This is a genomic window from Geodermatophilus sp. SYSU D00691, from assembly GCF_054050275.1.
Window position 1 is genome coordinate 1 of sequence record NZ_JBJGYZ010000040.1, and the last position, 22,812, is coordinate 22,812.

At 76.6% G+C, this 22,812-nt stretch carries 30 protein-coding genes; 20 read left to right on the forward strand and 10 right to left on the reverse strand.

The genetic code is table 11. From position 1 onward, the window contains the following. The 8 genes from ACI797_RS23350 to ACI797_RS23385 form a co-directional block, all read left to right on the forward strand. Positions 1-199: hypothetical protein (locus tag ACI797_RS23350; protein ID WP_456861900.1), on the forward strand; the 199-nt coding region annotated here is incomplete at its 5' end. 9 nt (positions 200-208) lie between these two features. Continuing rightward, entirely contained in the window at positions 209-895 is a 687-nt protein-coding gene (locus tag ACI797_RS23355) for a maleylpyruvate isomerase N-terminal domain-containing protein (RefSeq protein ID WP_456538725.1), read from the forward strand. Positions 896-964: 69 nt separating this feature from the next. Beyond that, positions 965-1,486 (forward strand): SigE family RNA polymerase sigma factor, encoded by a 522-nt coding sequence (locus ACI797_RS23360; protein WP_456861902.1) that lies wholly within the window; start codon positions 965-967, stop codon positions 1,484-1,486. Further along, positions 1,483-2,871, forward strand: a complete 1,389-nt coding sequence (locus ACI797_RS23365; protein WP_456861904.1) for a hypothetical protein — start codon at positions 1,483-1,485, stop codon at positions 2,869-2,871. Before ACI797_RS23360 ends, ACI797_RS23365 begins: the two co-directional genes overlap by 4 nt. Positions 2,872-2,980: 109 nt before the next feature. Further along, a complete protein-coding gene (locus tag ACI797_RS23370) occupies positions 2,981-3,670 on the forward strand; it encodes an LppU/SCO3897 family protein (protein ID WP_456861906.1) in 690 nt (229 codons plus the stop codon). Between the two features lie 121 nt (positions 3,671-3,791). Continuing rightward, positions 3,792-4,361, forward strand: a complete 570-nt coding sequence (locus ACI797_RS23375) for a DM13 domain-containing protein (protein WP_456861908.1) — start codon at positions 3,792-3,794, stop codon at positions 4,359-4,361. Positions 4,362-4,465: 104 nt separating this feature from the next. Beyond that, positions 4,466-4,891, forward strand: coding sequence for a YciI family protein (locus ACI797_RS23380; RefSeq protein ID WP_456861910.1), 426 nt, complete (start codon positions 4,466-4,468; stop codon positions 4,889-4,891). A gap of 31 nt (positions 4,892-4,922) precedes the next feature. Next, positions 4,923-6,245: an RNA polymerase sigma factor gene (locus ACI797_RS23385; protein WP_456861912.1), complete on the forward strand. Its 1,323-nt coding sequence runs from the start codon at positions 4,923-4,925 to the stop codon at positions 6,243-6,245. Here ACI797_RS23385 and ACI797_RS23390 read toward each other — a convergent pair. Both ACI797_RS23390 and ACI797_RS23395 read right to left on the reverse strand, forming a co-directional pair. Beyond that, positions 6,178-6,540 (reverse strand): hypothetical protein, encoded by a 363-nt coding sequence (locus ACI797_RS23390; protein ID WP_456861914.1) that lies wholly within the window; start codon positions 6,538-6,540, stop codon positions 6,178-6,180. The genes ACI797_RS23385 and ACI797_RS23390 overlap by 68 nt on opposite strands. A 12-nt stretch (positions 6,541-6,552) precedes the next feature. Then, positions 6,553-6,981, reverse strand: coding sequence for a MarR family winged helix-turn-helix transcriptional regulator (locus ACI797_RS23395; protein WP_456861916.1), 429 nt, complete (start codon positions 6,979-6,981; stop codon positions 6,553-6,555). Between the two features lie 69 nt (positions 6,982-7,050). Here ACI797_RS23395 and ACI797_RS23400 point away from each other — a divergent pair, with 69 nt between their 5' ends. Both ACI797_RS23400 and ACI797_RS23405 read left to right on the forward strand, forming a co-directional pair. After that, on the forward strand, positions 7,051-8,457 hold the full coding sequence (locus tag ACI797_RS23400) for an alkaline phosphatase PhoX (RefSeq protein ID WP_456861919.1): 1,407 nt from the start codon (positions 7,051-7,053) through the stop codon (positions 8,455-8,457). 51 nt (positions 8,458-8,508) lie between these two features. Further along, positions 8,509-8,898: a VOC family protein gene (locus tag ACI797_RS23405; protein ID WP_456861921.1), complete on the forward strand. Its 390-nt coding sequence runs from the start codon at positions 8,509-8,511 to the stop codon at positions 8,896-8,898. 476 nt (positions 8,899-9,374) lie between these two features. Here the strand turns inward: ACI797_RS23405 and ACI797_RS23410 are convergent, their stop codons facing one another. Together ACI797_RS23410 and ACI797_RS23415 are read right to left on the reverse strand one after the other, a co-directional pair. After that, positions 9,375-9,677 carry a hypothetical protein gene (locus tag ACI797_RS23410; RefSeq protein ID WP_456861923.1) on the reverse strand — a complete coding sequence of 101 codons (303 nt, stop codon included), beginning with the start codon at positions 9,675-9,677 and terminating at the stop codon, positions 9,375-9,377. 145 nt (positions 9,678-9,822) lie between these two features. Beyond that, a complete protein-coding gene (locus tag ACI797_RS23415) occupies positions 9,823-10,284 on the reverse strand; it encodes a GNAT family N-acetyltransferase (RefSeq protein ID WP_456861926.1) in 462 nt (153 codons plus the stop codon). A gap of 106 nt (positions 10,285-10,390) precedes the next feature. Between ACI797_RS23415 and ACI797_RS23420 the strand changes: the two genes are divergently transcribed. The 7 genes from ACI797_RS23420 to ACI797_RS23450 all read left to right on the forward strand — a co-directional run bounded on the left by ACI797_RS23420 (position 10,391) and on the right by ACI797_RS23450 (position 16,715). Then, a complete protein-coding gene (locus ACI797_RS23420; protein ID WP_456861928.1) occupies positions 10,391-11,413 on the forward strand; it encodes an iron ABC transporter substrate-binding protein in 1,023 nt (340 codons plus the stop codon). A gap of 212 nt (positions 11,414-11,625) precedes the next feature. Beyond that, entirely contained in the window at positions 11,626-13,008 is a 1,383-nt protein-coding gene (locus ACI797_RS23425; protein ID WP_456861930.1) for an ABC transporter permease, read from the forward strand. Continuing rightward, entirely contained in the window at positions 13,005-14,057 is a 1,053-nt protein-coding gene (locus ACI797_RS23430) for an ABC transporter ATP-binding protein (protein WP_456861932.1), read from the forward strand. The genes ACI797_RS23425 and ACI797_RS23430 overlap by 4 nt, the downstream gene beginning before the upstream one ends. Positions 14,058-14,087: 30 nt before the next feature. Further along, on the forward strand, positions 14,088-14,885 hold the full coding sequence (locus tag ACI797_RS23435; protein ID WP_456861934.1) for an aldolase/citrate lyase family protein: 798 nt from the start codon (positions 14,088-14,090) through the stop codon (positions 14,883-14,885). Continuing rightward, positions 14,882-15,736 carry an NAD-dependent epimerase/dehydratase family protein gene (locus tag ACI797_RS23440; protein WP_456861936.1) on the forward strand — a complete coding sequence of 285 codons (855 nt, stop codon included), beginning with the start codon at positions 14,882-14,884 and terminating at the stop codon, positions 15,734-15,736. The genes ACI797_RS23435 and ACI797_RS23440 overlap by 4 nt, the downstream gene beginning before the upstream one ends. Next, complete coding sequence (locus ACI797_RS23445) at positions 15,733-16,416, forward strand: glycosyltransferase (RefSeq protein WP_456861938.1); 684 nt, start codon at positions 15,733-15,735, stop codon at positions 16,414-16,416. Before ACI797_RS23440 ends, ACI797_RS23445 begins: the two co-directional genes overlap by 4 nt. 59 nt (positions 16,417-16,475) lie before the next feature. After that, positions 16,476-16,715, forward strand: a complete 240-nt coding sequence (locus ACI797_RS23450; protein ID WP_456861940.1) for a hypothetical protein — start codon at positions 16,476-16,478, stop codon at positions 16,713-16,715. Position 16,716: 1 nt separating this feature from the next. Here ACI797_RS23450 and ACI797_RS23455 read toward each other — a convergent pair whose 3' ends face one another. Next, positions 16,717-18,156, reverse strand: a complete 1,440-nt coding sequence (locus tag ACI797_RS23455; RefSeq protein WP_456861943.1) for a hypothetical protein — start codon at positions 18,154-18,156, stop codon at positions 16,717-16,719. Between the two features lie 31 nt (positions 18,157-18,187). Further along, a complete protein-coding gene (locus tag ACI797_RS23460) occupies positions 18,188-18,700 on the reverse strand; it encodes a DUF6328 family protein (RefSeq protein ID WP_456538705.1) in 513 nt (170 codons plus the stop codon). A gap of 100 nt (positions 18,701-18,800) precedes the next feature. Here ACI797_RS23460 and ACI797_RS23465 point away from each other — a divergent pair, with 100 nt between their 5' ends. Continuing rightward, positions 18,801-19,037 (forward strand): hypothetical protein, encoded by a 237-nt coding sequence (locus ACI797_RS23465; protein WP_456861945.1) that lies wholly within the window; start codon positions 18,801-18,803, stop codon positions 19,035-19,037. On the opposite strand, the gene ACI797_RS23470 is transcribed toward ACI797_RS23465, so the two are convergent. Both ACI797_RS23470 and ACI797_RS23475 read right to left on the reverse strand, forming a co-directional pair. Next, positions 19,034-19,309: a DUF2277 domain-containing protein gene (locus ACI797_RS23470; RefSeq protein WP_456861947.1), complete on the reverse strand. Its 276-nt coding sequence runs from the start codon at positions 19,307-19,309 to the stop codon at positions 19,034-19,036. The two genes, ACI797_RS23465 and ACI797_RS23470, sit on opposite strands and share 4 nt — an antisense overlap. A 30-nt stretch (positions 19,310-19,339) precedes the next feature. Next, complete coding sequence (locus ACI797_RS23475) at positions 19,340-19,954, reverse strand: hypothetical protein (RefSeq protein ID WP_456861949.1); 615 nt, start codon at positions 19,952-19,954, stop codon at positions 19,340-19,342. 90 nt (positions 19,955-20,044) lie between these two features. Between ACI797_RS23475 and ACI797_RS23480 the strand changes: the two genes are divergently transcribed. Both ACI797_RS23480 and ACI797_RS23485 read left to right on the forward strand, forming a co-directional pair. Further along, complete coding sequence (locus tag ACI797_RS23480) at positions 20,045-20,452, forward strand: hypothetical protein (RefSeq protein WP_456861951.1); 408 nt, start codon at positions 20,045-20,047, stop codon at positions 20,450-20,452. 38 nt (positions 20,453-20,490) lie between these two features. Then, positions 20,491-21,375, forward strand: a complete 885-nt coding sequence (locus tag ACI797_RS23485; protein ID WP_456861953.1) for an SDR family NAD(P)-dependent oxidoreductase — start codon at positions 20,491-20,493, stop codon at positions 21,373-21,375. 102 nt (positions 21,376-21,477) lie between these two features. Here ACI797_RS23485 and ACI797_RS23490 read toward each other — a convergent pair whose 3' ends face one another. Together ACI797_RS23490 and ACI797_RS23495 are read right to left on the reverse strand one after the other, a co-directional pair. Next, positions 21,478-21,885 (reverse strand): nuclear transport factor 2 family protein, encoded by a 408-nt coding sequence (locus tag ACI797_RS23490; RefSeq protein ID WP_456861955.1) that lies wholly within the window; start codon positions 21,883-21,885, stop codon positions 21,478-21,480. A 113-nt stretch (positions 21,886-21,998) separates the two neighbouring features. Next, positions 21,999-22,811 carry an AraC family transcriptional regulator gene (locus ACI797_RS23495; RefSeq protein WP_456861957.1) on the reverse strand — a complete coding sequence of 271 codons (813 nt, stop codon included), beginning with the start codon at positions 22,809-22,811 and terminating at the stop codon, positions 21,999-22,001. Between the last annotated feature and the right edge of the window lies 1 nt (position 22,812).

Here is a 22,812-nt window from a genome sequence, read left to right on the forward strand (position 1 = left end):
GGGGCGGGTGTGCGGTGTGGGGGGGGTGTCCCGGGTGCCCGGGGGGGGTGGGGGGAGGGCGGGCATCGCCGCCGTCCGCACGGTGGTGGACGCCGCCGGCGGCGACCGGGCCCGTGCCATGGCCGACGCCGGGGCGCTGCTGGAGGAGGTCGGCGCCGGGCTCGCCCGCGAGGTCGTGCCCGCGGCTCCGGATCGCTAGCGTCGCGCCATGGTCCCGGAGACGCTCCCCTGGTGGGAGGACGGCGAGCGGCACCTCGCCACCGCCCTCGGCCGGCTGGTCGACGAGGAGTTCGACCGCCCGTCGCGGCTGCCCGGCTGGTCGCGGCGGACGGTGCTCGCGCACGTCGCCCGCAACGCCGACGCCCTGGTCAACCTGCTCACCTGGGCGCGCACCGGGGTCGAGACGCCGATGTACCCCTCCCAGGAGGCCCGCGACGCCGGGATCGCCGAGACCGCCCGGCTGGGGTCCGACGAGCTGCGCGGCGAGGTGCTGCTCGCCACCAAGCGGCTGGTCGACGCCGTCCGCGAGATGCCCGAGGAGGCCTGGACGGCCGACGTGCGCACCTTCCAGGGGCGGACCGTGCCGGCCGCGGAGGTGCCGTGGATGCGCTGCCGCGAGGTCTGGGTGCACGCGGTCGACCTCGACACCGGGGTCACCTTCGCCGACGTCCCCGAGGACGTGCAGGCCGCGCTGGTCGACGACGTGTTCCGCATGTGGGACCGCCGCGACACGGTGCCCGACGTGGTCGTCTTCGCCGGCGACCGCGAGTGGGGGACCGGGGCGCTGGCCGTCGCCGGGTCGCTGCCGGCGGTCACGGCGTGGGTCACCGGCCGCAGCACCGGGGACGGGCTGACCGCCGACGGTCCGCTGCCGGCCCTGGCCCCCTGGCTCTGACCGGGCGGCTGTCAACCCGGCCCGCGGCTCGCGGCGTGTACCCGGGTGAGGGACGGCTGGGGGTGGGCGATGGCCGCGCAGGACGACGACGCGTTCCGGCGGTTCGTCGTGCAGCAGCGCCGCTCGCTGCTGCGCACGGCCTACCTGCTCACCGGGGACCACGGGCACGCCGAGGACCTCGTGCAGACGGCGCTGCTCAAGACCTACCGGCACTGGGGGCGGATCAGCGCGCGCGGTGAGCCGACCGCGTACGTGCGGCGCGTGCTGGTCACCACCCACACCAGCTGGCGGCGCCGGCTGTCGAGCACCGAGCAGGTGATCGAGGCGGTGCCCGACCGGGCCGAGCGCCCGCAGGCCGACCGCGACGAGCAGCTGCTCGCGGCGCTGCGCACCCTGCCCCCGCGGATGCGGGCGGTGGTCGTGCTGCGGTTCTACGAGGACCGCTCCGAGGCCGACACCGCCGAGCTGCTCGGCTGCTCGGTCGGCACGGTGAAGACCCAGAGCTCCCGGGCGGTGGCCCGGCTGCGCACCCTGCTCGCCCCCGGCGCGAGCCGACCGGAGGCGGGACGGCGAGAGGCGGGACGGCGATGACCTTCGAGACCGAACTGCGCGACCGGCTGGTCGACGTCGCCGGCCGGGTGCCGGTCCGGGGCCCGGACGACGACGGCGCCGTCGACGACGTGCTCGAGCGGTTCCGCACCGGGCGGCGCCGCCGGATCGCGCTGGCCGCGGGCGCGGCGTGCCTGGTCGCGGCGCTCGCCGTGCTCGTGCCCGTGCTCGGCGGGAACGCCCCGGCCGACCGCGGGGCGCCCGCCACCGAGGCCCCGCCGCCGGCCGGCGGGCCGGAGTGGACCGAACCGGTGCGCGGCTCGCTGGCGGGCGACACGGCGTTCCTCGAGGAGGTGCTCGACCGCCGGGTGACCGACGTCGACGGCGCCGAGGCGCCGGCGGCCACCCACCGCGTCGTCTTCGCCGGCGACGGGGACGGCGTGCGGTGGGCCCTGGTGGCCGGCGTGGTCGACGGGCGGCCGGTCGCGCGGTGGTTCACCGGGCCCGCGGGCGCTCCCGCGGCCGACCTGGAGGCCGGGGGCAGCGAGGGCGGGCTGCGGCCCGGCCGCCCCCTGGGCTACGCCCGCACCACCGCCGAGGGGACCGTCGTCCTGGTCCTCTGCCAGCCGGGCGACACGGTGCTCTTCTCGACCGGCGTCGAAGTGGACGCCGACGGGTCCTTCGGGCGCACCTGGACCGCCGACCCCGCCGTCGACGGCACGGTGGTGCACCGCGCCCCGGCCGGGACCACCGGCACCGGTCTGCGCTTCCGGGTCGAGCGGGACGGCGTCCTGGTGGGCGCCGGGCCCACCGCGAAGACGTTCGCCGACGGCCCGGAGCCGTTCGACCCCTCCGCCGTCCTCACCCGGCCGCCGGTGCGCGGCGGCGGCACGGCGCCGGCCGCGGCCGTGGTGACGGCGGTGCACCGGGTGCTCGACCCGACGGGGCTGCCGGCCGACGCGGTCGACGTCGCCACGCTGTGGACCACGCCGCTCCCGGAGCACTTCGGCCGGGACGCGCGGGCGGTGGTCGTCGCCGTGACCGTGCCCTCGGGCGCCGTCGTCACCTCCACCGCCTACGGGTACGCCACCGGCGACGGTCCGGTGGCCCGGCCGTGCGGGACGGCGGTGCACCCGGCCGGCACCGCGCTCGACGACCTGCTGGTGGCCGCCGAGTGCGAGGTGGTGACCTCCGAGGGCGACCGCCGCTCGGTGCTGGTGTCGGCGCCGCCGGGAGCCGGCTCGGTGCAGCTGCTGTCCGCGTCCGGGGAGCTGCTGCGGGAGGCGGCGCTGACCGCCGGGGCCGCCGTCGTCGGCGACCCGGGGGAGGCCGACCGGGCGGTCGTCGCCGGCCCCGGGGTCGCCCCGCAGCAGGTGGCGGTGAGCCAGGGACCCCCGGACGAGGCGCTCGACGTCGACGGGGGGTGACCGGCCGGGAATCCGTGGGCGTGTCGCTCTCGGCGTGTCACGATGCCCGGGCCGCAGCGCCCCAGGGGATGCTGCCGCGACCGCATGCAGGCAACTCCCAGGAGCAACGATGACCCACCCCGGCCAGGACAACCAGCCGCCGCAGCGGCCGGCCGATCCCACGCGGGCCGTCCAGCTGCCGTCGGTGCCGCCCCCGCCGCCGGGCGCACCGCAGCACACCCCGCCGCCGCCCCCGCCGGCCGGTGGGCCGCAGCAGGCGCCGCCGCCCCCGCCGCCGGGCGCCCCCCAGCCCCCGTCGGGCTGGGCGCCGCCGCCCCCCGGCCAGCACGCCCCCGGCCAGCCGGTGCCCGGCCAGCCCGGCCCGCAGGGCGGCTGGACCCCGCCCGGTCAGCCCCCGCAGGGCCAGCCGCCGCAGGGCCAGCCCTACCAGCAGTGGGCCCCCGGCCAGGGTGCCCCGGGCCCGGGGCCGCGAAGCGGCGGCAAGGGCAAGGTGATCGGCATCGTCGCCGGCGTCGTCCTGCTCGTCGCGGTGGTCGTGCTCGCCCTTCTGTTCTTCGGCTCCGGCCGCTTGGAGGAGGGCGACTGCGCCACGATCAGCGCCGCCGGCGAAGCCGAGGAGGTCGACTGCGACTCCGCGGATGCGGTGTTCAGGGTGATCGGGGTGCAGGAGGGCGAGCAGACGTACGAGGAGTACCTCGCCGATCCCAACACCTGTGTGGACTTCCCCGAGACGACCCAGCCGATCTGGCAGGGCGCCGAGGGCGAAGAGGGCACCGTCCTCTGCGCCGGCCCGGTCTGAGCCGCTGACCCGGGCCCTCGGGGTGGCCTCTACCACCCCGGGGGCCCTGCGCGCCAGCGGCGGGTCGGACGGCGTCCCGAACCCCGCTCCGCCGGCTCCGCCGCCGCTACCCTCCGCCGCCATGGCTCTCCGGCGACGTACGTGGATCTGGTCGGTCGCAGCGGTGCTGGTGGTGCTCGCCGCCGTCACCCTCGTGTGGTTCCAGCCCCAGAAGCTCTTCTACGACCAGCGGGTCGACGAGGCGCTGCCCAGCGTCGCGGCCGGGGAGACCGACGGCACCGAGCCGCAGGCCGACGGGTCCGGCACCGCCGACCCGACCGAGCCGCCCGCGCCGACCGGCCCGGTCGAGCTGGCCAGCGGCACCTTCGTCTCCCGCGAGCACGAGACGGTCGGCACCGCGCGCGTCCTGCAGCTGCCCGACGGCCAGGTGATCATCCGCTTCGAGGGCTTCGAGACGTCCAACGGCCCGGTGCTGGTCGTCTGGCTGTCGCAGAACACCGCCACCGGGCCCGACGACGCCTTCGACGACGAGTACCTCGACCTCGGCCCGCTCAAGGGCAACATCGGCGACCAGAACTACGTCGTCCCCGAGGGGGTGGACGCCGCCTCCTTCACCAGCGTCGTGGTGTGGTGCGACCGGTTCAACGTCTCCTTCGGCGCGGCCGACCTGAGCCCGTCGGCGGCGTCCTGAAAGAATCTTGGGAGATCTCCCGCGACCGTGTCGATCCGGCGGCGGGCCGTTCGACGTTCGTGCAGAGCGGGGAGCGGCCCCGCCACCGACGAAGGGACAGCCCGATGCGCTTCATGGTGATCGTCAAGGCCGACGAGCGGACCGAGGCCGGCGCGATGCCGACCGAGCAGGAGCTCGCCGAGATGGGCTCGTACAACGAGGAGCTGGCCAAGGCCGGCGTCATGCTCGCCGGCGAGGGGCTGCACCCCAGCTCCAAGGGCGCCCGCGTCCGCTTCGACGCCGACGGGAAGGGGACCGTGATCGACGGTCCGTTCGCCGAGAGCAAGGAGCTCATCGCCGGCTACTGGATCCTGCAGGTCTCCTCGCGCGAGGAGGTGCTGGAGTGGGTGAAGAAGGCGCCGTTCCGCGGCACCGAGATCGAGGTCCGGCAGGTGTTCGAGGCCGACGACTTCGGCGAGGCCTACACCGACTCGATCCGCGAGCAGGAGGACCGGGTCCGCGCCTCGGTCGAGGCGCAGCAGGGCAGCTGAGCACGCGCCCGGCACCGGCGGGACGGCGTCGATGACCGCGGTGGACGTCCACCGCGTCGTCGACGCCGTCTGGCGCATGGAGTCGGCCCGGCTCGTCGGCGCGCTCACCCGCGTGACCGGCGACGTCGGGCTCGCCGAGGAGCTGGCCCAGGACGCCCTGGTGGCCGCCCTCGAGCAGTGGCCGTCGTCCGGCGTCCCGGACCGGCCCGGTGCGTGGCTCATGGCGACGGCGAAGCACCGGGCCGTCGACACCTTCCGCCGCAACGAGACGCTGCGCCGGAAGACCGCCGAGCTCGGCCGGGAGCTGCCGGAGGCCGAGGAGCCCGACTGGGCGGCGGCGCTGGACGAGGTGGTCGAGGACGACGTCCTGCGGCTGGTGTTCATCTCCTGCCACCCGGTGCTCAGCCGGGAGGCGCGGGTCGCGCTCACCCTGCGGCTGGTCGGCGGTCTCACCACCGACGAGATCGCCCGGGCCTTCCTCGTGCCGGAGTCGACGCTGGCGCAGCGGATCGTCCGCGCCAAGCGCACGCTCACCGCTGCCCGCGTGCCCTTCGAGGTGCCGGCCGGCCCCGACTTCACCGCCCGGCTCTCCTCGGTGCTCGAGGTGCTCTACCTCGTGTTCAACGAGGGCTACGCCGCCACCGCCGGCGAGGACTGGGTCCGCCCCACCCTCTGCCAGGAGGCGATGCGGCTCGGGCGGATCCTGGCCGCGCTGACCCCCGACGAGCCCGAGGTGCACGGCCTGGTGGCGCTCATGGAGATCCAGGCCTCCCGGCTGGGCGCCCGCGTCGGGCGCGACGGCGCGCCGGTGCTGCTCGCCGACCAGGACCGCAGCCGCTGGGACCACGTGCTCATCGGCCGCGGCCTGGCCGCGCTCGAGCGCGCGGAGTCGACCGGCCGGGCGCTCGGCCCGTACGCGCTGCAGGCCGCCATCGCCGCCTGCCACGCCCGCGCCCGCACCGTCGAGGAGACCGACTGGGAGCGGATCGCCGCGCTCTACGAGGCGCTGGCCGAGCTGTCGCCGTCGCCGGTGGTGGAGCTCAACCGGGCGGTGGCGGTGTCGCGCGCGTACGGCCCGGCCGCGGGCCTGGAGCTGGTCGACGCGCTGCGCGAGGTCGCCGCGCTGCGCGGGTACCACCTGCTGCCCAGCGTGCGCGGTGACCTGCTGGAGCGCCTCGGCCGGCTGGGCGAGGCCCGCGCCGAGTACGAGCGGGCGGCGTCGCTGACCCGCAACGAGCGCGAGCGGACGCTGCTGCTCGACCGGGCCGCCGCCTGCGCCGGATCGCTCAGCCCCGGGCCAGCCGGTCCGCGTGCTCCCGCTCCGCCGGCCGGACCTCCGACGCCGACGAGCTGACCAGCCGCCACCGCACGACCGCGCCGTCCGGCGTCCCGCCCGTCCCGCGGGCCAAGGCGTCGGCGATGCCCGCCCGCACCCGTTGCTCGTCGTCGGGCTCTGCGGCGAACAGGATCCGCAGCGCGACCTCCTCGCCGCTGCGGTCCGCCCTGGTGTGGTGCGGCGCCAGGGGGCACGGCGGCTCGTGCTCCCAGCTGCCGCACAGAGCCACGGTGATCGCCCCGCCCGGCGCCCGCTCGTCCTCACCGGGTGCCATCGCGAGCACCGCGTCGTGCGCGAACGGCCGCCGAGCCACGCGGCGATGGTGTCAGTCGGGCTGGGAGTTCTCCACCAGGTGAGCGAGCAGGCGGCGGAGCTCGGCCACCTCGTCGTCGTCCAGGCCGGCCTTGAGCCGGCCGTCGAAGGCCGCCGCGGCCCGGCGCAGCCGGAGGAACAACTGCTCCCCGGCGTCGGTGAGGGCGATGCGCTGCACCCGCCGGTTGCCCGGGTCGGCGGCGCGCGTGACCAGCCCGGCCCGCTCCATGCCGTCGAGGTGGTGGGTGAGCGTGGGCTGCCGGATGCCCATCGCCTCGGCCAGCTCGCGGTGGCTCCCGGGCGCTGTGTTCTTCAGTGACGAAAGCACCTGCCAGGTGGCCGCCGAGCCGCCGACGGCGGCCAGCGCGTCGTCGTACGCCCGGGTCAGCGCCTTGGCCGTGCGGCCGACCAGCAGGCCGATGGGGAGCTGTCCGGGGGCCATGAGCGCACCTTAGCCGCCTAACGGTTAGAGGCCTAACACTCGCTTGCGCCGGTGAGCACACTCCGGGGCATGACGACGCGCGGCGATGCGTCACCGGCCGACCTGTCCCGGCGGTCCTTCCTCGGCCGCGGGGCCGCGACGGGGCTCGGCATCCTCCTCATCGGCAGCGCCGACGCCGTCTTCGGCGCACGGCCCGCGCTGGCGGCCGGGTACGGGCCGCTGGTCGCCGACCCGCGCCGGGTCCTCGGGCTGCCGGCGGGCTTCGGCTACCGCGTGGTGGCGCAGGTCGGCGTGACCCGCCTGACCACGGGCCAGCCCACGCCCGCCGCTCCCGACGGCACCGCCTGCTTCCCGCGGCCCGGCGGCGGCAGCGTGCTGGTGGTCAACCACGAGATCGGGGGCGCCGAGCGCAACCGGGTGCCCGCGATCCCGGGCTACACCTACGACAGCGGTGCCGGCGGCGGGACGACGACCCTCGAGGTGGACGCCCGGGGCGACCGGGTCCGCGAGTACGTCAGCCTCGCCGGCACCTACCGGAACTGCGCCGGCGGCGTGACCCCGTGGGGCACGTGGCTCAGCTGCGAGGAGACCGAGGCCGTCGCCGGCGGCGCGCTGCGCCGGCGGCACGGCTACGTCTTCGAGGTGGACCCGCTCGACCAGCAGGCCAACCGGGACCCGCAGCCGGTCCGGGCGCTGGGCCGGTTCGCCCACGAGGCGGTCGCGGTCGACCCGGCCACCTCCCGGATGTACCTCACCGAGGACGCGTCGGGGCCGAACGGGCTGCTCTACCGGTGGACGCCGCCGGGCGACCGGGTCCCGCTCGGCAAGGGCTCGCTGCGGACCCTCGGCGCCACGGAGGGCGCCCTGGAGGCGATGCGCGCGCTGTCGGGCACCCGGCACGTGGCCGACCTGTCCGAGGCCACCGCCGTCGGCACGTCCTACCGCGTCGAGTGGGTGGCGGTGCCCGACCGGGACGCCCGCTCCACCGCCACGCGGCGCCAGGCGTACGCCCGCCCGGTCACCCGCGGCCGCAAGCTCGAGGGGATGTGGTGGGGCGGCGGCGGCGCCTACGTCGTCTCCTCCTACGCCCGCCGCTCGGAGGGCCAGGGCACCGACCACGACGGCCAGGTGTGGTTCCTCGACCCCGAGGCGCGGACGATCACGCTGCGGCTGCGGTTCGCCTGCACGCCCGCCGACCCCGACGGCGACGTCGACGGGCCCGACAACATCACCGTCTCTCCGTACGGGGGCGTGATCGTCGCCGAGAACGGGGCCGGCCGGCAGCACCTCGTGGGGGCCACGCCGTCGGGGCAGACCTACCTGTTCGCCCGCAACGAGGCGAGCACCGCGGAATTCACCGGCCCGGCCTTCTCGGCCGACCGCCGCTTCCTGTTCGCGAACATCCAGGGCGACGGCGGGTCGGAGGATCCCGGCTACGTCCTCGCGGTCACCGGGCCGTTCCGGACGCAGGCCTGACCCGCCGGGACGGTCTTCCGCCACACGGTTGCGCGCCACTAGCCTCCGCCCATGGCGCGGCTCTTCGCCTACCGCAGCTACCGGGACGCCCCGGCCGCCCTCGACTGGCTGACCGCCGTCGGCTTCGAGACCGTTCGGCGCCAGGAGGACGAGACGGGCCGGGTGGTCCACTGCGAGGTCCGCCTCGGCGACGTCGTCCTCATGGTCTCCAGCAACGACGCCGACTACGTCCGCCCCCCGCTGGTCGGCAGCTCGACCGGCGACGGCCTCTACCTGCTCGTCGAGGACGTCGACGGGTGCCACGACCGGGCGGTCGCCGCGGGCGGCCGCTCCGTGTTCCCGCCGGAGCGGACGCCGTTCCACACCCGGCGGGCGCGGGTGCTCGACCCCGAGGGCGGTGAGTGGAGCTTCGGCACCTATGAACCCGGGGTGGCCTGGTGACGACCGGGTCCCGGCCGGACGGCCCCGTGCGGGCCGCCACCGTGAGGAGTGGCGCGCGTGGCTGGCCGAGAACGCGGAACGGTCCGGCGGGGTGTGGCTGGTCGACGACGAGGGGCCCGGCCGGCTGCTCGGCTGCGACGACATCGTCGAGGAGTGCCTCTGCGCCGGCCGGGTCGACAGCCGGCCGCGCCGCCTCGACGACGCCCGGGCCATGCTCTACCTCTCGCCGCGGCCCGGGAGCCGGTGGTCGCGGGCCGACGAGCAGCGCGTCGCCCGGCTGACCGACGCGGGGCTCATGACGGCGCGGGGGACGGCGGTCGTCGCGGCCGCCCGGGCCGACGGCTCCTGGACGGCGCCCGACGAGGTGGAGGACCTCGTGGAGCCGCCCGATCCGAGACCCGGGCGGCCCGGGTGGCGACCGTCGTCGCCGAGGCCGCGGCGGGCCGGCGCCACCCAGGGGCGGCGCGGCCGACCGATCAGCCGAGGCGCTCCAGCAGGACGCGGGCGACGCGTACCGCGGCCTCGTCCACGGGTTCGCTCCGCGCGGCCGAGCGCAGCCAGGCCGCCAGCGGGCCGGCGACGGCGGGGGAGAGGCCCACGATCCACCGGGCGCTGCGGGCCCGCACCTCGGCCACGTGCTCCGTGGCGCCGTCCGGCCGGTGGGCGACCACCTCCGGGCGGCTGGCCAGCAGCCCGCCGACCCGCCAGTCGCCCCTCGGCGCCTGCCGGGCCACCTCCTCGACGCGGTCGGCGGCGCGGCGGATCTCCTCCGGTGTCACCCCTTGACGGTACGTGACCGACAGCAGTGGGCGACTTCTGTCGAAGCAGTGCCAGTCCTCGATCGGATCTTCGTCGATGTCGCCAAAGCGGAACTTGATCGTCATCGATAAGGTTCGTCCTGGGTCACACCGGGTGTCCCGGCGCTCACGGGGGTGCGCCGGGCCCCCGGCCCTCACCCCTCCGCATCGGGACGTGCGGGATGCCGTCCTCGACGTAGCCGGGACCGCTGCGCCGGAACCCGAACCGCTCGTACCAGCCCTCGAGGTGCGCCTGCGCGCCGAGCGTGATCGGGGCGTCACCGCACAGGGCGATCCCGGCGTCGAGCAGGCGCGCGGCCAGACCCTGCCCGCGCCACCCGGTGGCCGTGGCCACCCGCCCGATGGCCCGGCCCTCGGCCTCGCGCAGCACCCGGATGGTCGCGACCGGCTCGCCGCCGGCCTCGAACCACAGGTGCACGGTGCCCGGCTCGGTGTCGCGGCCGTCCAGCTCGGGATAGGGGCACTCCTGCTCGACGACGAAGACGTCGACCCGGAGCCGGCACAGGCCGTACACCTCCCGGCCGGTCAGCTCGGCGAAGCGGGCCTGGCGCATGGTCGGTCCGGTCACCCCCGAGTTGTAGCGCAGGCGGCGGGGCCGCCCGAGGGCGGAGGTCCCGGTGTGCGGGATCCTTCTGCTTAGGTGTGCCTCGCCTATCTTCTGGGAGGATCAGCTCGTGCTCAGGCTCCGCAGGGTCGTCGTCGCCCCCGCCACCGCTCTCGCCACCCTTGTCGCCGTCGCCGCCTGCGGGTCGGCCGAGGGGGCCGACGCCGAGACGCTGACCGTCTACAGCGCCCAGCACGAGAGCCTGGTGCGGGCGATGCTCGAGGACTTCACCGCCGAGACGGGCATCGAGCTGGAGTTCCGGGACGGCAACGACTCCGAGCTGGCCAACCAGATCGTCCAGGAGGGGGAGGCGTCCCCGGCCGACGTCTTCCTGACCGAGAACAGCCCGTCCATCCACGTCGTCGACGAGGCCGGCCTGCTGGCACCGCTCGACCAGGCGACCCTCGACCAGGTCGGTCCGCAGTACCGGCCGGCGTCGGGGACCTGGACGGGCTTCGCCGCGCGCGCCACCGTGCTCGGCTTCCAGCCGGCCGCGGTCTCGGAGGACGAGCTGCCGCCCTCGATCCTCGGCCTGGCCGACCCGCAGTGGGAGGGCCGTGTCGGGATCGCGGCCGGCGGCGCCGACTTCCAGGCCATCGTCAGCGCGGTGCTCGCCCTGCGCGGCGAGGAGGAGACCAGGGCCTGGCTGGAGGGCCTCGAGCGCAACGCCGAGATCTACGCCAGCAACACCGCGGTGATGAAGGCCGTGGACGAGGGCGAGGTCGACCTCGGCGTGATGTACCACTACTACTGGTACCGCGACCAGGCCGAGAACGGCCTCGTCGGTGACGACGTCGTCCTGCACTACTTCCGCAACCAGGACCCGGGCGCCTTCGTCAGCGTCTCCGGCGCCGGGGTGCTCGCCTCCTCCGACCAGCAGGAGGACGCCCAGCGGCTCGTCGAGTACCTGACCAGCCGGACCGCGCAGGAGCGGCTGGCCGACAGCGACGCCCTCGAGTACGCCGTCGGGGTCGACGTCGCCTCGGCCGAGGCGCTGCCGCCGCTGGCCGACCTCCAGGCCCCCGAGCTCGACCCCGGGTCGCTCGACGCCCCCACCGTCACCGAGCTGATGCAGGAGGTGGGGTTGCTCTGAGCGTCGCGGCCGGGCTCACCACCGGCCCCGGGCCGACGGCGGCGCCCGCGGGCCGGGTCCGTCCTGCCCGCGGGCGGCTGCGCCGGCACCCGGTCACGCTGCTGCTGGCCGCCGCCGTCGCGGCGCTGGCCCTGCTGCCGCTCGGCTACATCGCCTACTACACCGCCGACGTCGGCTGGTCCGGCGTCCGCGAGCTGGTCTTCCGGCCGCGGGTGGCCGAGCTGCTGTGGAACACGGCCCGCCTGGTCGTCGGCACGGTCGCCTGCTGCGCCGTCCTGGGGGTCGGCGCGGCCTGGCTCACCGAGCGGTCCTCGGTCCCCGGCCGGCGGGTCTGGCACGTGCTGCTCGTCGCGCCGCTGGCCGTGCCGGCGTTCGTCAACGGGTACGCCTGGATCTCCCTGCTGCCCGGGCTGGACACCTACGGCGGCGCGCTGCTGGTCGTGACGCTGTCCTACTTCCCGTTCGTCTACCTGCCCGCGGTGGCCGCGTTCCGCGGGCTCGACCCCGCGCTGGAGGAGACCGCCCGCGGTCTCGGGCTGTCGAACTGGTCGGTGTTCCGGAGGGTGCAGCTGCCGCAGCTGCGGGTGGCGGTGCTGGGCGGCAGCCTGCTGGTCGCGCTGCACCTGCTCGCCGAGTTCGGCGCCTTCGCGATGCTGCGCTACCCGACCTTCACCACGGCGATCTACGACCAGTACCGCGCCACGTTCAACGGGCCCGGCGCGACGATGCTCGCCGGCGTCCTGGTGCTGCTGTGCCTCGGGCTGCTGCTCGCCGAGCTGCGGCTGCGCGGCCGGCACGGGTTCGCCCGCACGGGCAGGGGGGCGGCCCGCCCGGGCCGGCCGGTGGCGCTGGGGGCGGCGACCGCCCCGGCGCTCGCCGGCCTGACCGCGCTGGTGGCCCTGGCGCTGGCCGTGCCGCTCGGCGTGCTCGTGCTCTGGCTGGTCCGCGGCACCTCCGCCACCTTCGACGGGGCGCGGCTGCTCGCCACCACCGGCAGCACCCTCGCGCTGGCCGCGGTCGCGGCCGTGGTCACGACGGCGCTCGCGGTGCCCACCGGCTGGCTCGCGGTGCGGGTGCGCGGCCGCGTCAGCACGCTGCTCGAGCGCAGCACCTACCTCGGCAGCGCCGTCCCGGCCATCGTGATCGCGCTGGCGCTGGTGACGCTCAGCATCCGGGCGACGCCGTGGCTCTACCAGACGGTGCCCGTGCTGCTGGCCGCCTACGCGATCCTCTTCCTCCCGCGGGCGGTGGTGACCGTGCGGGCCGCGGCGGAGCAGTCGCCGGTCCTCTACGACGACGTCGCCGCGTCGCTGGGCGCCTCGCCGCTGGACCGGCTGCGCCGGGTCACGCTGCCGCTGCTCGCCCCCGGCATCGGCGCCGGCGCCGCGCTGGTCTTCCTCGCGGTGGTCACCGAGCTGACCGCCACCCTGCTGCTCGCCCCGACCGGGACGACGACGCTGGCCACCGCGTTCTGGTCGGCCAGCAGCGCCCTGGAGTACGGGGCCGCCGCGCCGTACGCCCTGGTCATGGTGCTGCTCTCGGCGCCGGCCACCGTCCTGCTCTCCCGTGACGCCCGACGAGGTCTGACCACATGAGCTCCCTGACCGTCCAGCAGGTGACGAAGTCGTTCGGCGCCACGCCCGTGCTCACCGGCGTGGACCTGTCCGTGCCGACGGGGAGCTTCACCGCCCTGCTGGGCCCGTCGGGCTGCGGGAAGACGACGCTGCTGCGGCTGATCGCCGGCTTCGACGACCCCGACGCGGGCACGATCACCGTCGGCGACACGGTGGTGGCCGGCGCCGGCCGCAGCGTGCCCGCCCGCCGACGGGGCATCGGGTTCGTGCCGCAGGAGGGCGGGCTGTTCCCGCACCTGTCGGTGGCCGGCAACGTGGCCTTCGGCCTGCCCCGCCGCGAGCGCCGCGACGCCGCCCGCGTGCGCGAGCTGCTCGCCCTCGTCGGCCTCGACCCGGAGCTGGCCGGGCGCTCACCGCACCAGCTCTCCGGCGGTCAGCAGCAGCGGGTCGCGCTCGCCCGCGCGCTCGCGCCCCGGCCCTCGCTCGTGCTGCTCGACGAGCCGTTCTCCTCGCTGGACGCCTCGCTGCGGGAGGAGACCCGGCAGGCCGTCGCCACCGCGCTGCGCGCCGCCGGCGCCACCGCCGTCCTGGTCACCCACGACCAGGCGGAGGCGCTGTCGACCGCCGACCAGGTGGCCGTGCTGCGGGGCGGCCGGCTGGTGCAGCTCACCGACCCGCGGACCCTCTACCGCAGCCCCCGCGACCTCGACGTCGCCACCTTCGTCGGGGAGGCCGTGCTGCTGGAGGCGGAGGTCAGCGGCGGGCGGGCCCGGTCGGTGCTGGGGCCGCTGCCCGTCGCCGGCGCCCCCGGCGAGGGGCCGGTGCGGGTGCTGCTGCGCCCCGAGCAGCTGCGGCTCGGCGAGCCCGACCCGGCGCTGCCGGCGGCGCGGGTGCGCAGCGTGGACTTCTTCGGCCACGACGCCCGGGTGTGGCTCGACCTGCCGTCTGGGGAGTCGGTGGCCGCCCGGCTGGAGGGGATGCACCTGCCGGTCGCGGGTCAGGAGGTCTCGATCTCGGTGCGCGGCGCGGCGCTGGCGTTCCCGGCGGACGGTGCCGTGCCCCGGCTGTGAACCGCGGTTAGGAATGCCTACGCTAACCCCGTGGATCTCTTCCTCTTCACCGTCGATGCAGGACGAGGTCGCGACGTCCTGGCCGCCGGCGCGGCCGGGATCGTGGTCGACTGGGAGCGCCGCGGCAAGGCCCGCCGGCAGGCCGGCGAGGACACCCAGATCAACAGCGACACCCCGGCCGACCTCACCCGCATGCGGACGGCGGTCGACGGGCGGATCCTCTGCCGGGTCAACGGGTTCGGCCCGTGGACGGCGGGCGAGGTGGAGGTCGCCGTCGCGCGGGGCGCCGACGAGATCCTGCTGCCGATGGTCCGCACCACCGACGAGGTCGACCGGACGCTGGACGCGGTCGCCGGCCGGTGCGGGGTCGGCATCCTGATCGAGACCCAGGACGCCGTCGACCGGGCCGCCGCGCTCGCCCGGCGGCCTCTGTCGCGGGTCTACGTCGGGCTCAACGACCTGCGGATCGACCGCCGGTCGGACTCGCTGTTCGAACCGCTCGTCGACGGCACCGTGGAGGAGGTCCGCTCCGTCGTCGACGTGCCCTTCGGCGTCGCCGGTCTCACCCTGCCCGGCGGCGGGAGCCCGGTGCCCGGCGTGCTGCTGGCCGGCGAGCTCGTGCGCCTCGGGGTCGACTTCACCTTCCTGCGCCGGTCGTTCACCGCCGACATGGTCGGGCGCGACCCGTTCGTCGAGGTGCCCCGGCTGCTGGCCGCCCTCGACGACCTGCGCGCGGCGGGGCCCGCCGAGACCGCGGAGCGCTGCGCGCGGTTCGTGGCGGCGGTGACCGGCCGCGGCGTCGCCGAGCCGGTCCCCTCGCCGGCGTGAGGGCCCTGGTCACCGGGGCCGGCGGGTTCGTCGGCCGGCACCTGGTGCAGCGCCTGCGCGCCGACGGGTGGGACGTCGTCGGGCTGACCCGGGCCGACGTAGACCTCGCCGATCCGGCGGCCGGCGCGGCCGCGGTGCGCGCCGCGGACCCCGACGTCGTCTTCTCGCTCGCCGCCGCGCGGGCGAAGGCGACCCCCGCCGAGCGGGCGGCCACCGTCGCGGTCAACACCAGCCCCTGGCTGGTCGACGCGCTGCCCGACCGGTGCCGCGCGGTGGTCCGGCTCGGCTCCTCCACCGAGTACGCCGCCGGGCCGGCGCCGCTGGACGAGTCGGCGGCCCTGCGCCCGCGGGGCTTCTTCGGGGCGAGCAAGGCGGCCGGGTCCCTGCTGCTGCAGGCCGCCGCGGCCGAGCGCGGGGTGCGCGCCGCCGTGCTGCGCGCCTTCCAGGTCTACGGCCCGCACGACCACCCCACCCGGCTGGTCCCGGTCGTGCTCGCCGCCGCCCGCACGGGCGCGGTCGTGCCGCTCCCGGCACGCGTCAGCCGGCGCGACTGGGTGTGGGTCGGCGACGTCGTCGACGCGTGCGTGCGCGCCGCGCTGGCCGACGACCTGCCGGCCGGCGCGGTGCTCAACGTCGGCACCGGCGTGCAGACCAGCACCGAGGAGCTGGTGGCCACCGCCGAGCGGGTCACCGGACGGCGGGTCGCGACCGCGCCCGGCGCCCACCCGGGCCGCGAGTGGGACAGCGCCGACTGGGTCAGCGACCCCGGCGCGGCCCGGCGCCTGCTCGGCTGGGCGCCCGCCGTCGACCTCGCCGAGGGCCTGGCCCGCACGTGGCGCGCCGAGACGTGAGCGCCGGGGTGCGCGTCGCCGTGGTGGTGCCCGTGTACCGCAACGCGGGCACGCTGCGCCCGCTCTGCGAGCGGTTGGCCGCCGCCCTCGACGGTCACGACTGGCACCTGCGGCTGGTCATCGACGCCTCGCCCGACGAGAGCGTCCGTGTCGCGCACGAGCTGGCCGCCACCGACCGCCGGGTGGCGATCACCGGCCTGACCGTCAACGTCGGCCAGCACGCCGCGCTCGCCGTCGGGCTGGCCGCCGAGGACGACGTCGACGTGTGGGTCTGCATGGACGCCGACCTGCAGGACCCGCCGGAGGCGGTGCCCCGGCTGCTGGACCGGCTGGCCCGCGGCGACGTCGACGCCGTGTTCGCCGGCCGCCGCGGCCGCTACGAGCCGGCCGTGCGCCGCGGGACCGGCGCGCTGCACCGGCGGCTGGCCGCCCGCCTCACCGGGCTGCCGCCCGACGCGGGGGCCTTCCTGGCGATGACCCGGCCGGTGCGCGACGCCGTCCTCGCCGCGCGGGCGCCGAGCGTGGTGCTCGCCGTCGGGCTGGCCGGGCGTCCGGTGACCAGCATCCCGGTCGAGCGCGCCCGCCGCGCCGAGGGCCGGTCGGCGTGGACCTCCGCACGGCGGCTCCGGCAGTCGGCCCGTTCGCTGCTCTGGGCCGCGCGCGCCCGCCGTCGTCGCTAGCGGGCATCCTTCCCGACCCTCGTGCGTTGCCCTGGTAGGCACGACCAGGAGCGCGCAGCATGACCACCCACTGGCACCCACCTGATGTCCTCGACGACATCCTGGCGATCGCCCGGCGCCCCGGCGTCGCCGAGCCCGTCGAGATCCGCATCCGGCCAGAGGTCCGCGACCTCCTGGTGTCGCAGGGCCGCGACGGCCCGGTCGAGCTCGACGGCATCCGGTTGGTCGTGGACGAGGAGCTACCTGCGTACCCCGGCTACGAGATCCACCGGGCGCTGCCGGGGCCTCGGGCGGCGTGAGCTACCGCAGCCAGAGCTGGACGACGAGGTCGGTCTTCGACCCGGGGAAGGACCGCTCGTCGACCAGGCGCAGCCCGGCGCCGACCAGGATCTCGTCGTCGTCGGTGGGTTCCGGCTCGCCGTCGATCAGCCGGCGGACCACCCACACCCGGTCCTCGCCGGGCGGGGCGTCGTCGGGGGGCAGGACGACGTCGGCGCGCAGCCGGGGCGCGAGCAACCGGACGTAGTGGTCCAGACCGAGCGCGGACCGCTGGTCGGCGGCGACCACCGGCTCACCGGCCCGCTGCACGCTCGCCAGGTGGCGGACGACGTCGTCGGACCGCTCGCGCGCCTCGCGGACGAACAGCGGCGAGGACACCAGCAGCGCCAGGCCGACGAGCAGCCCGGCCACCGGCAGCCGCGCGGTGCGGGGGAGGGCCCAGGCACCCGCCGCGGCCAGGACGCCGATGCCGAGCAGCCCGGCGAGCAGGTAGCGCGGCAGGTACACCGGGCGCACCAGCTCGGCCAGCGTGAGCAGCAGCAGCGGGACCACCGCCCACGCCGTCCCGACCACCCGGACCCCGGCGCCGCGCAGCCCGCCCACGACGGCCAGGCCGGCGGTGAGGAACAGCAGCGGCCAGGAGCGGCCGGTCCAGGCGGCGAAGGCCAGGTCGGCCAGCCGCCCGCCGGTGTCGCGCAGGTGCTCGGCGTTGCGCGCGCCGGTGCCGTTGAGCAGGTTGACGCCGATCAGCGCGGCGGTCGGCAGCGCGGCCGCGGCGCCGACGGCGACCAGCGGCAGCGCCCGCCGGCCGCGCAGGAGCAGCCCGGCGACGACGAGCGCGGCGACCACGGTGACCGCGTACCAGTGCATGAGGCCCGCGCCGGCCCCGGCGAGGCCGAACAGCAGCAGCCCCCGCGGCGCGCCGGCCAGCCAGCGGGCCAGGCCGAGCGCGGCGCCGCCGGTGGCCAGCACGGCGAGGCCGTAGCTGCGGGCCTCGACCGCCTGCTCGAGCACCAGCGGGCTCACCGCGAGCACCAGCCCGGCGAGCACCCCGGTGGGCCGTCCGGCCAGGCGGGTGACGGCGCGGGTGACCAGCGCGAGCCCGCCGGCGGTGGCCAGCAGCGAGAGCACCCGCAGCGAGGTGTCCCCGCCGAGGCCCGGCAGCGAGACCCAGGCGTGCGCGACCACGTAGTACGGCGCGTTGTAGGACGGCGGCACGCCCGCCAGGTAGCTCGCCGTCCCCTCGCCGGCGGCCACCGCGGCCAGGACGTCGCCCAGCGGCAGGCGGGCGACCTCGGCGGTGAACAGCTCGTCGAACCACAGCCCGTGCCCCGGCGCGAGCAGCAGCCCGCCGAGGAGCAGGACCAGGGCCGGGGGGAGCAGTTCGAGCAGCCACCGGCGGCTGCGGGCGTCGCGGCGGTCGGCGGGCGCGGGGGCGCCACGGAGCGCCGTCGAGGTCACGCGCTAGAGGTTAGGCAACCCGCCCGCGGGTTCAGCCCTCGTCGTCCGCCCGGCCGCGGGCCCGCTGGTAGAGCGGCGTGGCGAACCACCACCACGCGAGGAGCACGGCGACCGCCCCGGCGGTGATCCAGGCCTGGGTGGCGCTGAACAGCACGTCGACGACGAGGAGCACCGCCGAGCAGATGGCCACCGCCAGCACCGCGGTGCCGGCGATCGTCGACTTGCTGCTGCGCTTGAGCAGCGCCTCCTTGTCGTGCTTGCGGAAGAGGATCCGGTGCTGGGCCGTCGGCGCGATGAGCAGACCGGTCGCGACGGCCGCGGCGACGAGGCTGACGAAGTAGACGTCCTTCTGGAACGCCGTCATGTCCTCGACGCCCTGCGAGAAGGGCACGACCAGCAGGAAGGCGAAGAGGAACTGCACCCCCGGGAGCGCGACCCGGAGCTCGTTGAGGAGCTCGATCAGCTCCCGGTTGACCCGTTCCTGGTGCGTCTCGCCGGGCTCGCCGTCGTCCCGCCCCGGACGTTGCCGCACCTCCACGCTCATGGCCACGCCTCGCTCTCAGCCGAATGCCGTCCCGCTGCCCGTTCACCTGCTGTTCACCCGTGCCCGGGAAGGATGCCGCACGAGCGGGTATCGCGGCGGCATGTCGACGACGAGTCCGCTCGAGCCGGAGCAGGGGATGCCGGACCAGGGCATCCCGGCCGCCGACCCGGGGGCCGGTGCCCCCGAGCCGGCCGACGGGTTCGGGATCGAGGGGGAGGAGCCGGACGTCGCGCACGCCCAGCCGGGCGACCGGGCCGATCCACCCGACGACCCGCCGGACCTGCCGCGCGACGACGTGCCGTTCCGCACGCCGGACCCGCGGGACGTCGGCGGCTAGGCGGGCGTCCCGTACCGCGCGGCAGCCCGGGCGCGCGCCTTGGCCGCCTCCACCTCGCGGTCCTTGGGCGGCGCCGTCGTCACCAGCGCGTCGAGCAGCCGCTGCGAGGCGGCCGCCACCTCGGCCACGGCCTGCTCGAACACCTCGGTGTTCGCCTGCGACGGCCGCGTCGTCCCGCTGATCTTGCGGACGTACTGCAGCGCCGCCGCCTGGACCTCCTCGGAGGTCACCGGGGGCTCGAAGTTGGCCAGCGGTCGGATGTTCCGGCACATGCCGGGCAGCCTACGAGCCGGGGGTGACGCTCAGAGGTCGAAACCGGCGCGGTCGATCCGCCGGTGGTAGCGGTCGCCGAGCTTGCCGCCCAGGACCGCGCCGACCAGCGTGACCACGAGGATCGCGACCAGGGTGATGATCCCGGCGGTGGTGGCGGTGCCCTCGTCGACCGGGATGCGCGGCAGGTTCAGCTGCTGCAGCACGTTGTACTCGGCGCCGAGCGCCACCCCGGCGAGCGCGAGCAGCACCACGACGAGCAGCCCGATCAGCCACACGGCCAGCCCCTGGCGGGCGCCGTCGAAGCGGGCCATCCGCCCGGCGACGTAGCCGCCGGCGAGGTAGGCGAGGAAGAGGACGACGAGGACGCCGATCCCGCCGGCCAGGCCGAGGGTGTCGGCCTGTGCGGCGGCCTCGTCGGCGGTGTCGACGCCGTTGGTGAGGCCGATCGCGACGCCGGCGGCCGACAGCAGGGCGATCAGGACGACGGCGAGCCCGTTGGCCGACAGCCAGCCGAAGAACGCCGCCCCCCACTTGATGCCGCCGAAGCGCGCCCGCTGGGCGGCGACCGCGTCGCGGGCCGTGCCGCGGGTCGCATGCGACCCTTCGGTCGTGGTGGTCCCGTCGCGGTCCTCGTGGATCGCCATGCCCGGCCTCCTCCGTCGCAGGTCGGACAGGGGATTCCCGCAGGCCGGGCCGCGGAAACGGCGCCGCCCGTCGCCCGATCGGGGGACGCGGTGACCGTCGTCCTGGTCGACGCGGCGAACGTGGTCGGCTCGCGGCCGGACGGCTGGTGGCGGGACCGGGCGGGCGCGACCGCGCGGCTGCTCGCCCGGCTGGCCGTGCTCCCGGGGACGTCGACGACCGGCCCGGACGGCGCCCCGCTGCAGGTCACCGGGGTGGTGGTCGTCGTGGAGGGGCAGGCCCGGGACGTGGCGGCACCGGACGGCGTCGACGTCGTCCGGGCGCCCGGCAGCGGGGACGACGCCCTGGCGGCGCGGGCGGCCGCGCTCGCCGGCGCCGGGGACCCGCCGCTGGTGGTCACCGCCGATCGCGGACTGCGGGCCCGTCTGCCGGCGGGCACCACGGTCACCGGCCCGCGCTGGCTGCTCGAGCGGCTGCATGGATCCGGGGCCGACGGGTAGGTCGTGCACAACCCTTCCCGAGCCACCGGAGTTCCCGCATGCCCTCCTCGCCCCAGACCGTGCTGATCACCGGCGCCTCGAGCGGGATCGGCCGCGCGACCGCCCGCCGCTTCGCCGAGAGCGGGGCGTCGGTCGTCCTGGTCGCCCGGGGCCGGGAGTCCCTCGAGGCGGCGGCGGAGGAGGCGCGCGCGGCCGGTGCCGTCGCGGCCGTCGTCCACCCCGCCGACGTCACCGACGCCGACGCCGTCCGGGCGGCGGTCGACGCCACGGTCGAGCGGTTCGGCCGGCTCGACGTCGTCGTGCACTCGGCGCAGGTGATGGCCTACGGCCGGGTCGAGGACGTGCCCGCGGAGGTCTTCGACCGCGTGGTGGACACCGCCCTGCACGGCACCGCGAACGTGGGCCGGGCGGCGCTGCCGGTGTTCCGCCGGCAGGGCGCCGGCCACCTCGTCGTGGTCAGCTCGCTGCTCGCGTCGGTCGCCACCCCCCTGATGGGCAGCTACATCGCGGCGAAGTGGGGCCAGATGGGGCTGGTGCGGGTGCTGCAGCAGGAGGTCCGGGACGTGCCGGGGATCAAGGTCTCCGCGGTCGCCTGCGGCGGCGTCAGCACGCCGATCTACTACCAGGGCGCGTCCTACATGGGCCGCACCGGCCGCCCGCCGATCCCGGTCTACACGCCCGAGCGCATCGCGAAGCGCATCGCGCGCGTCCTCGACCGGCCGCGGCGCATGGTGCACGCCGGGCCGCTGAACCCGCTGGTCATCGCCGGCTTCCGGCTCTTCCCCGGGGTGTACGACGCCCTGGTCGGGCCGATGCTGCGCACGTTCGCCGTCTCCCGCGACGAGACCGGTCCCACCGAGGGCAACGTCTTCGCGTCGCGGCCGGCGACCAACGCCACCCGGGGTCCCTGGCGCGGCATCTGAGCCCGGCCTCCGGGCCGAGAAGGCACTCCGTGCACGGGACACGCGCGAACACGCCGAACCGCCGTGCACGGACCGCCTTCTCGGCGCGTTCCCGCGGGGACGTCAGCCCCACTGCCTGGCGACGGTGTGCGGGTCGCCGAAGAACTCGACCAGCTCGGTGATCCGCCCGCCGTCGAGCCGTACCAGGCAGGCGTTGTGCTCGTCGACGACCTCGTCCCCGACCCTGCCGGTGCCGTGGAAGGTCGCGATCACCCGGTCGCCGTCCGCCCCCTCGACGGCCGAGTCGACGAGTCGCACCTGCAGCGTGCCGGCACTGGCCTGGACGAGCTGCCCGAAGGCGCCGAGGAACCCGTCGGGCCCGTGGAACGTGCCGGCGTAGCGGAAGGACCCCGGGATCACGAGGGTCACGTCGTCGGCCAGGGTGCCGCGGATCGCGTCGAGATCTCCCTTCCCCATGGCGTCGAACAGGGTGCGCACGGTCTCCAGGTTCTGCAGCCCTCGATCGGTCACGGCGGTCTCCTTCGTCGGCGTCCCCCGCGGAGCCCACCGTCGTGAACCCGGCCGGTTCGCGACAGGGGCGTTGGTACCGCCGTCCCGGAAGCCCGGGCGTTCCCGCGTCGACGTCAGCCGGACGCCTCCGCGCGGGCGTACCGGGCGGGCGGCTCGCCGACCACGCGGGTGAAGTCCCGCACCAGGTGCGCCTGGTCGGCGTAGCCGAGCTCGACGGCCAGCGCCGCCCAGTCCACCCGGCCGGCGGCGGCGCGGCCGGCGGCCTCGTGCAGCCGCGCCCAGCGCACCAGCTCCTTCGGCCCGACCCCGATCCACTCGGCGCAGAACCGCTGCAGGCTGCGCGGCGTCGTCGCCAGCCGGGCGGCGAGGTCCTCGACCCGGCGGATCGCCGGTTCGGCGTCGACCAGGGCGACCAGCCCGTCGGCGCGGTCGACGGCGCGGTCGGGCTCCGGGCACAGCGGGGTGAGGACGGCGTCCACGATCCCGGCGGCCGCGGCCGCGGAGGGCGCCGCCGCCACCTGCGCCAGGACGGCGTCGGCGTCGAGGTCGGCCATCGTGCCCACCGGCACCTCGGTGTCGGTCAGCGCCGACACCGGACCCGGCAGCCACGGCCGCGCCCCGCCCGGCCGGAACCGCACCCCCACCACCCGGCCGCGGCCGGTCAGCTCGTAGCCGGAGTCCGACCGGCGCAGCGGGCCGGTCACCCGGGCGCGGTCGGGCTCGAACGACAGGTGCACCGACGGGTTGGGCAGGATCCGCTGCCGGTGCGTCCCCCCGGGCGGCAGCGCCCACTCGACCGTCCAGAGGTAGGAGACGAAGGCGGCCAGCCGGGGCGAGGGCGCGTGCCGGCCGACGTCGAACGCCGCCTCCGCGGTGCGCGGGTGCAGGATGCCGCGGTCGTCGCCGGGCGGTTCGTCGGCGGGCACC

Coding starts and splice junctions, on each gene's coding strand:
- ACI797_RS23355 (WP_456538725.1), top strand. CDS start 209: ATGGTCCCGGAGACGCTCCCCTGGTGGGAGGACGGCGAGCGGCACCTC.
- ACI797_RS23360 (WP_456861902.1), top strand. CDS start 965: ATGGCCGCGCAGGACGACGACGCGTTCCGGCGGTTCGTCGTGCAGCAG.
- ACI797_RS23365 (WP_456861904.1), top strand. CDS start 1,483: ATGACCTTCGAGACCGAACTGCGCGACCGGCTGGTCGACGTCGCCGGC.
- ACI797_RS23370 (WP_456861906.1), top strand. CDS start 2,981: ATGACCCACCCCGGCCAGGACAACCAGCCGCCGCAGCGGCCGGCCGAT.
- ACI797_RS23375 (WP_456861908.1), top strand. CDS start 3,792: ATGGCTCTCCGGCGACGTACGTGGATCTGGTCGGTCGCAGCGGTGCTG.
- ACI797_RS23380 (WP_456861910.1), top strand. CDS start 4,466: ATGCGCTTCATGGTGATCGTCAAGGCCGACGAGCGGACCGAGGCCGGC.
- ACI797_RS23385 (WP_456861912.1), top strand. CDS start 4,923: ATGACCGCGGTGGACGTCCACCGCGTCGTCGACGCCGTCTGGCGCATG.
- ACI797_RS23395 (WP_456861916.1), bottom strand. CDS start 6,981: ATGGCCCCCGGACAGCTCCCCATCGGCCTGCTGGTCGGCCGCACGGCC.
- ACI797_RS23400 (WP_456861919.1), top strand. CDS start 7,051: ATGACGACGCGCGGCGATGCGTCACCGGCCGACCTGTCCCGGCGGTCC.
- ACI797_RS23405 (WP_456861921.1), top strand. CDS start 8,509: ATGGCGCGGCTCTTCGCCTACCGCAGCTACCGGGACGCCCCGGCCGCC.
- ACI797_RS23430 (WP_456861932.1), top strand. CDS start 13,005: ATGAGCTCCCTGACCGTCCAGCAGGTGACGAAGTCGTTCGGCGCCACG.
- ACI797_RS23450 (WP_456861940.1), top strand. CDS start 16,476: ATGACCACCCACTGGCACCCACCTGATGTCCTCGACGACATCCTGGCG.
- ACI797_RS23460 (WP_456538705.1), bottom strand. CDS start 18,700: ATGAGCGTGGAGGTGCGGCAACGTCCGGGGCGGGACGACGGCGAGCCC.
- ACI797_RS23465 (WP_456861945.1), top strand. CDS start 18,801: ATGTCGACGACGAGTCCGCTCGAGCCGGAGCAGGGGATGCCGGACCAG.
- ACI797_RS23470 (WP_456861947.1), bottom strand. CDS start 19,309: ATGTGCCGGAACATCCGACCGCTGGCCAACTTCGAGCCCCCGGTGACC.
- ACI797_RS23475 (WP_456861949.1), bottom strand. CDS start 19,954: ATGGCGATCCACGAGGACCGCGACGGGACCACCACGACCGAAGGGTCG.
- ACI797_RS23485 (WP_456861953.1), top strand. CDS start 20,491: ATGCCCTCCTCGCCCCAGACCGTGCTGATCACCGGCGCCTCGAGCGGG.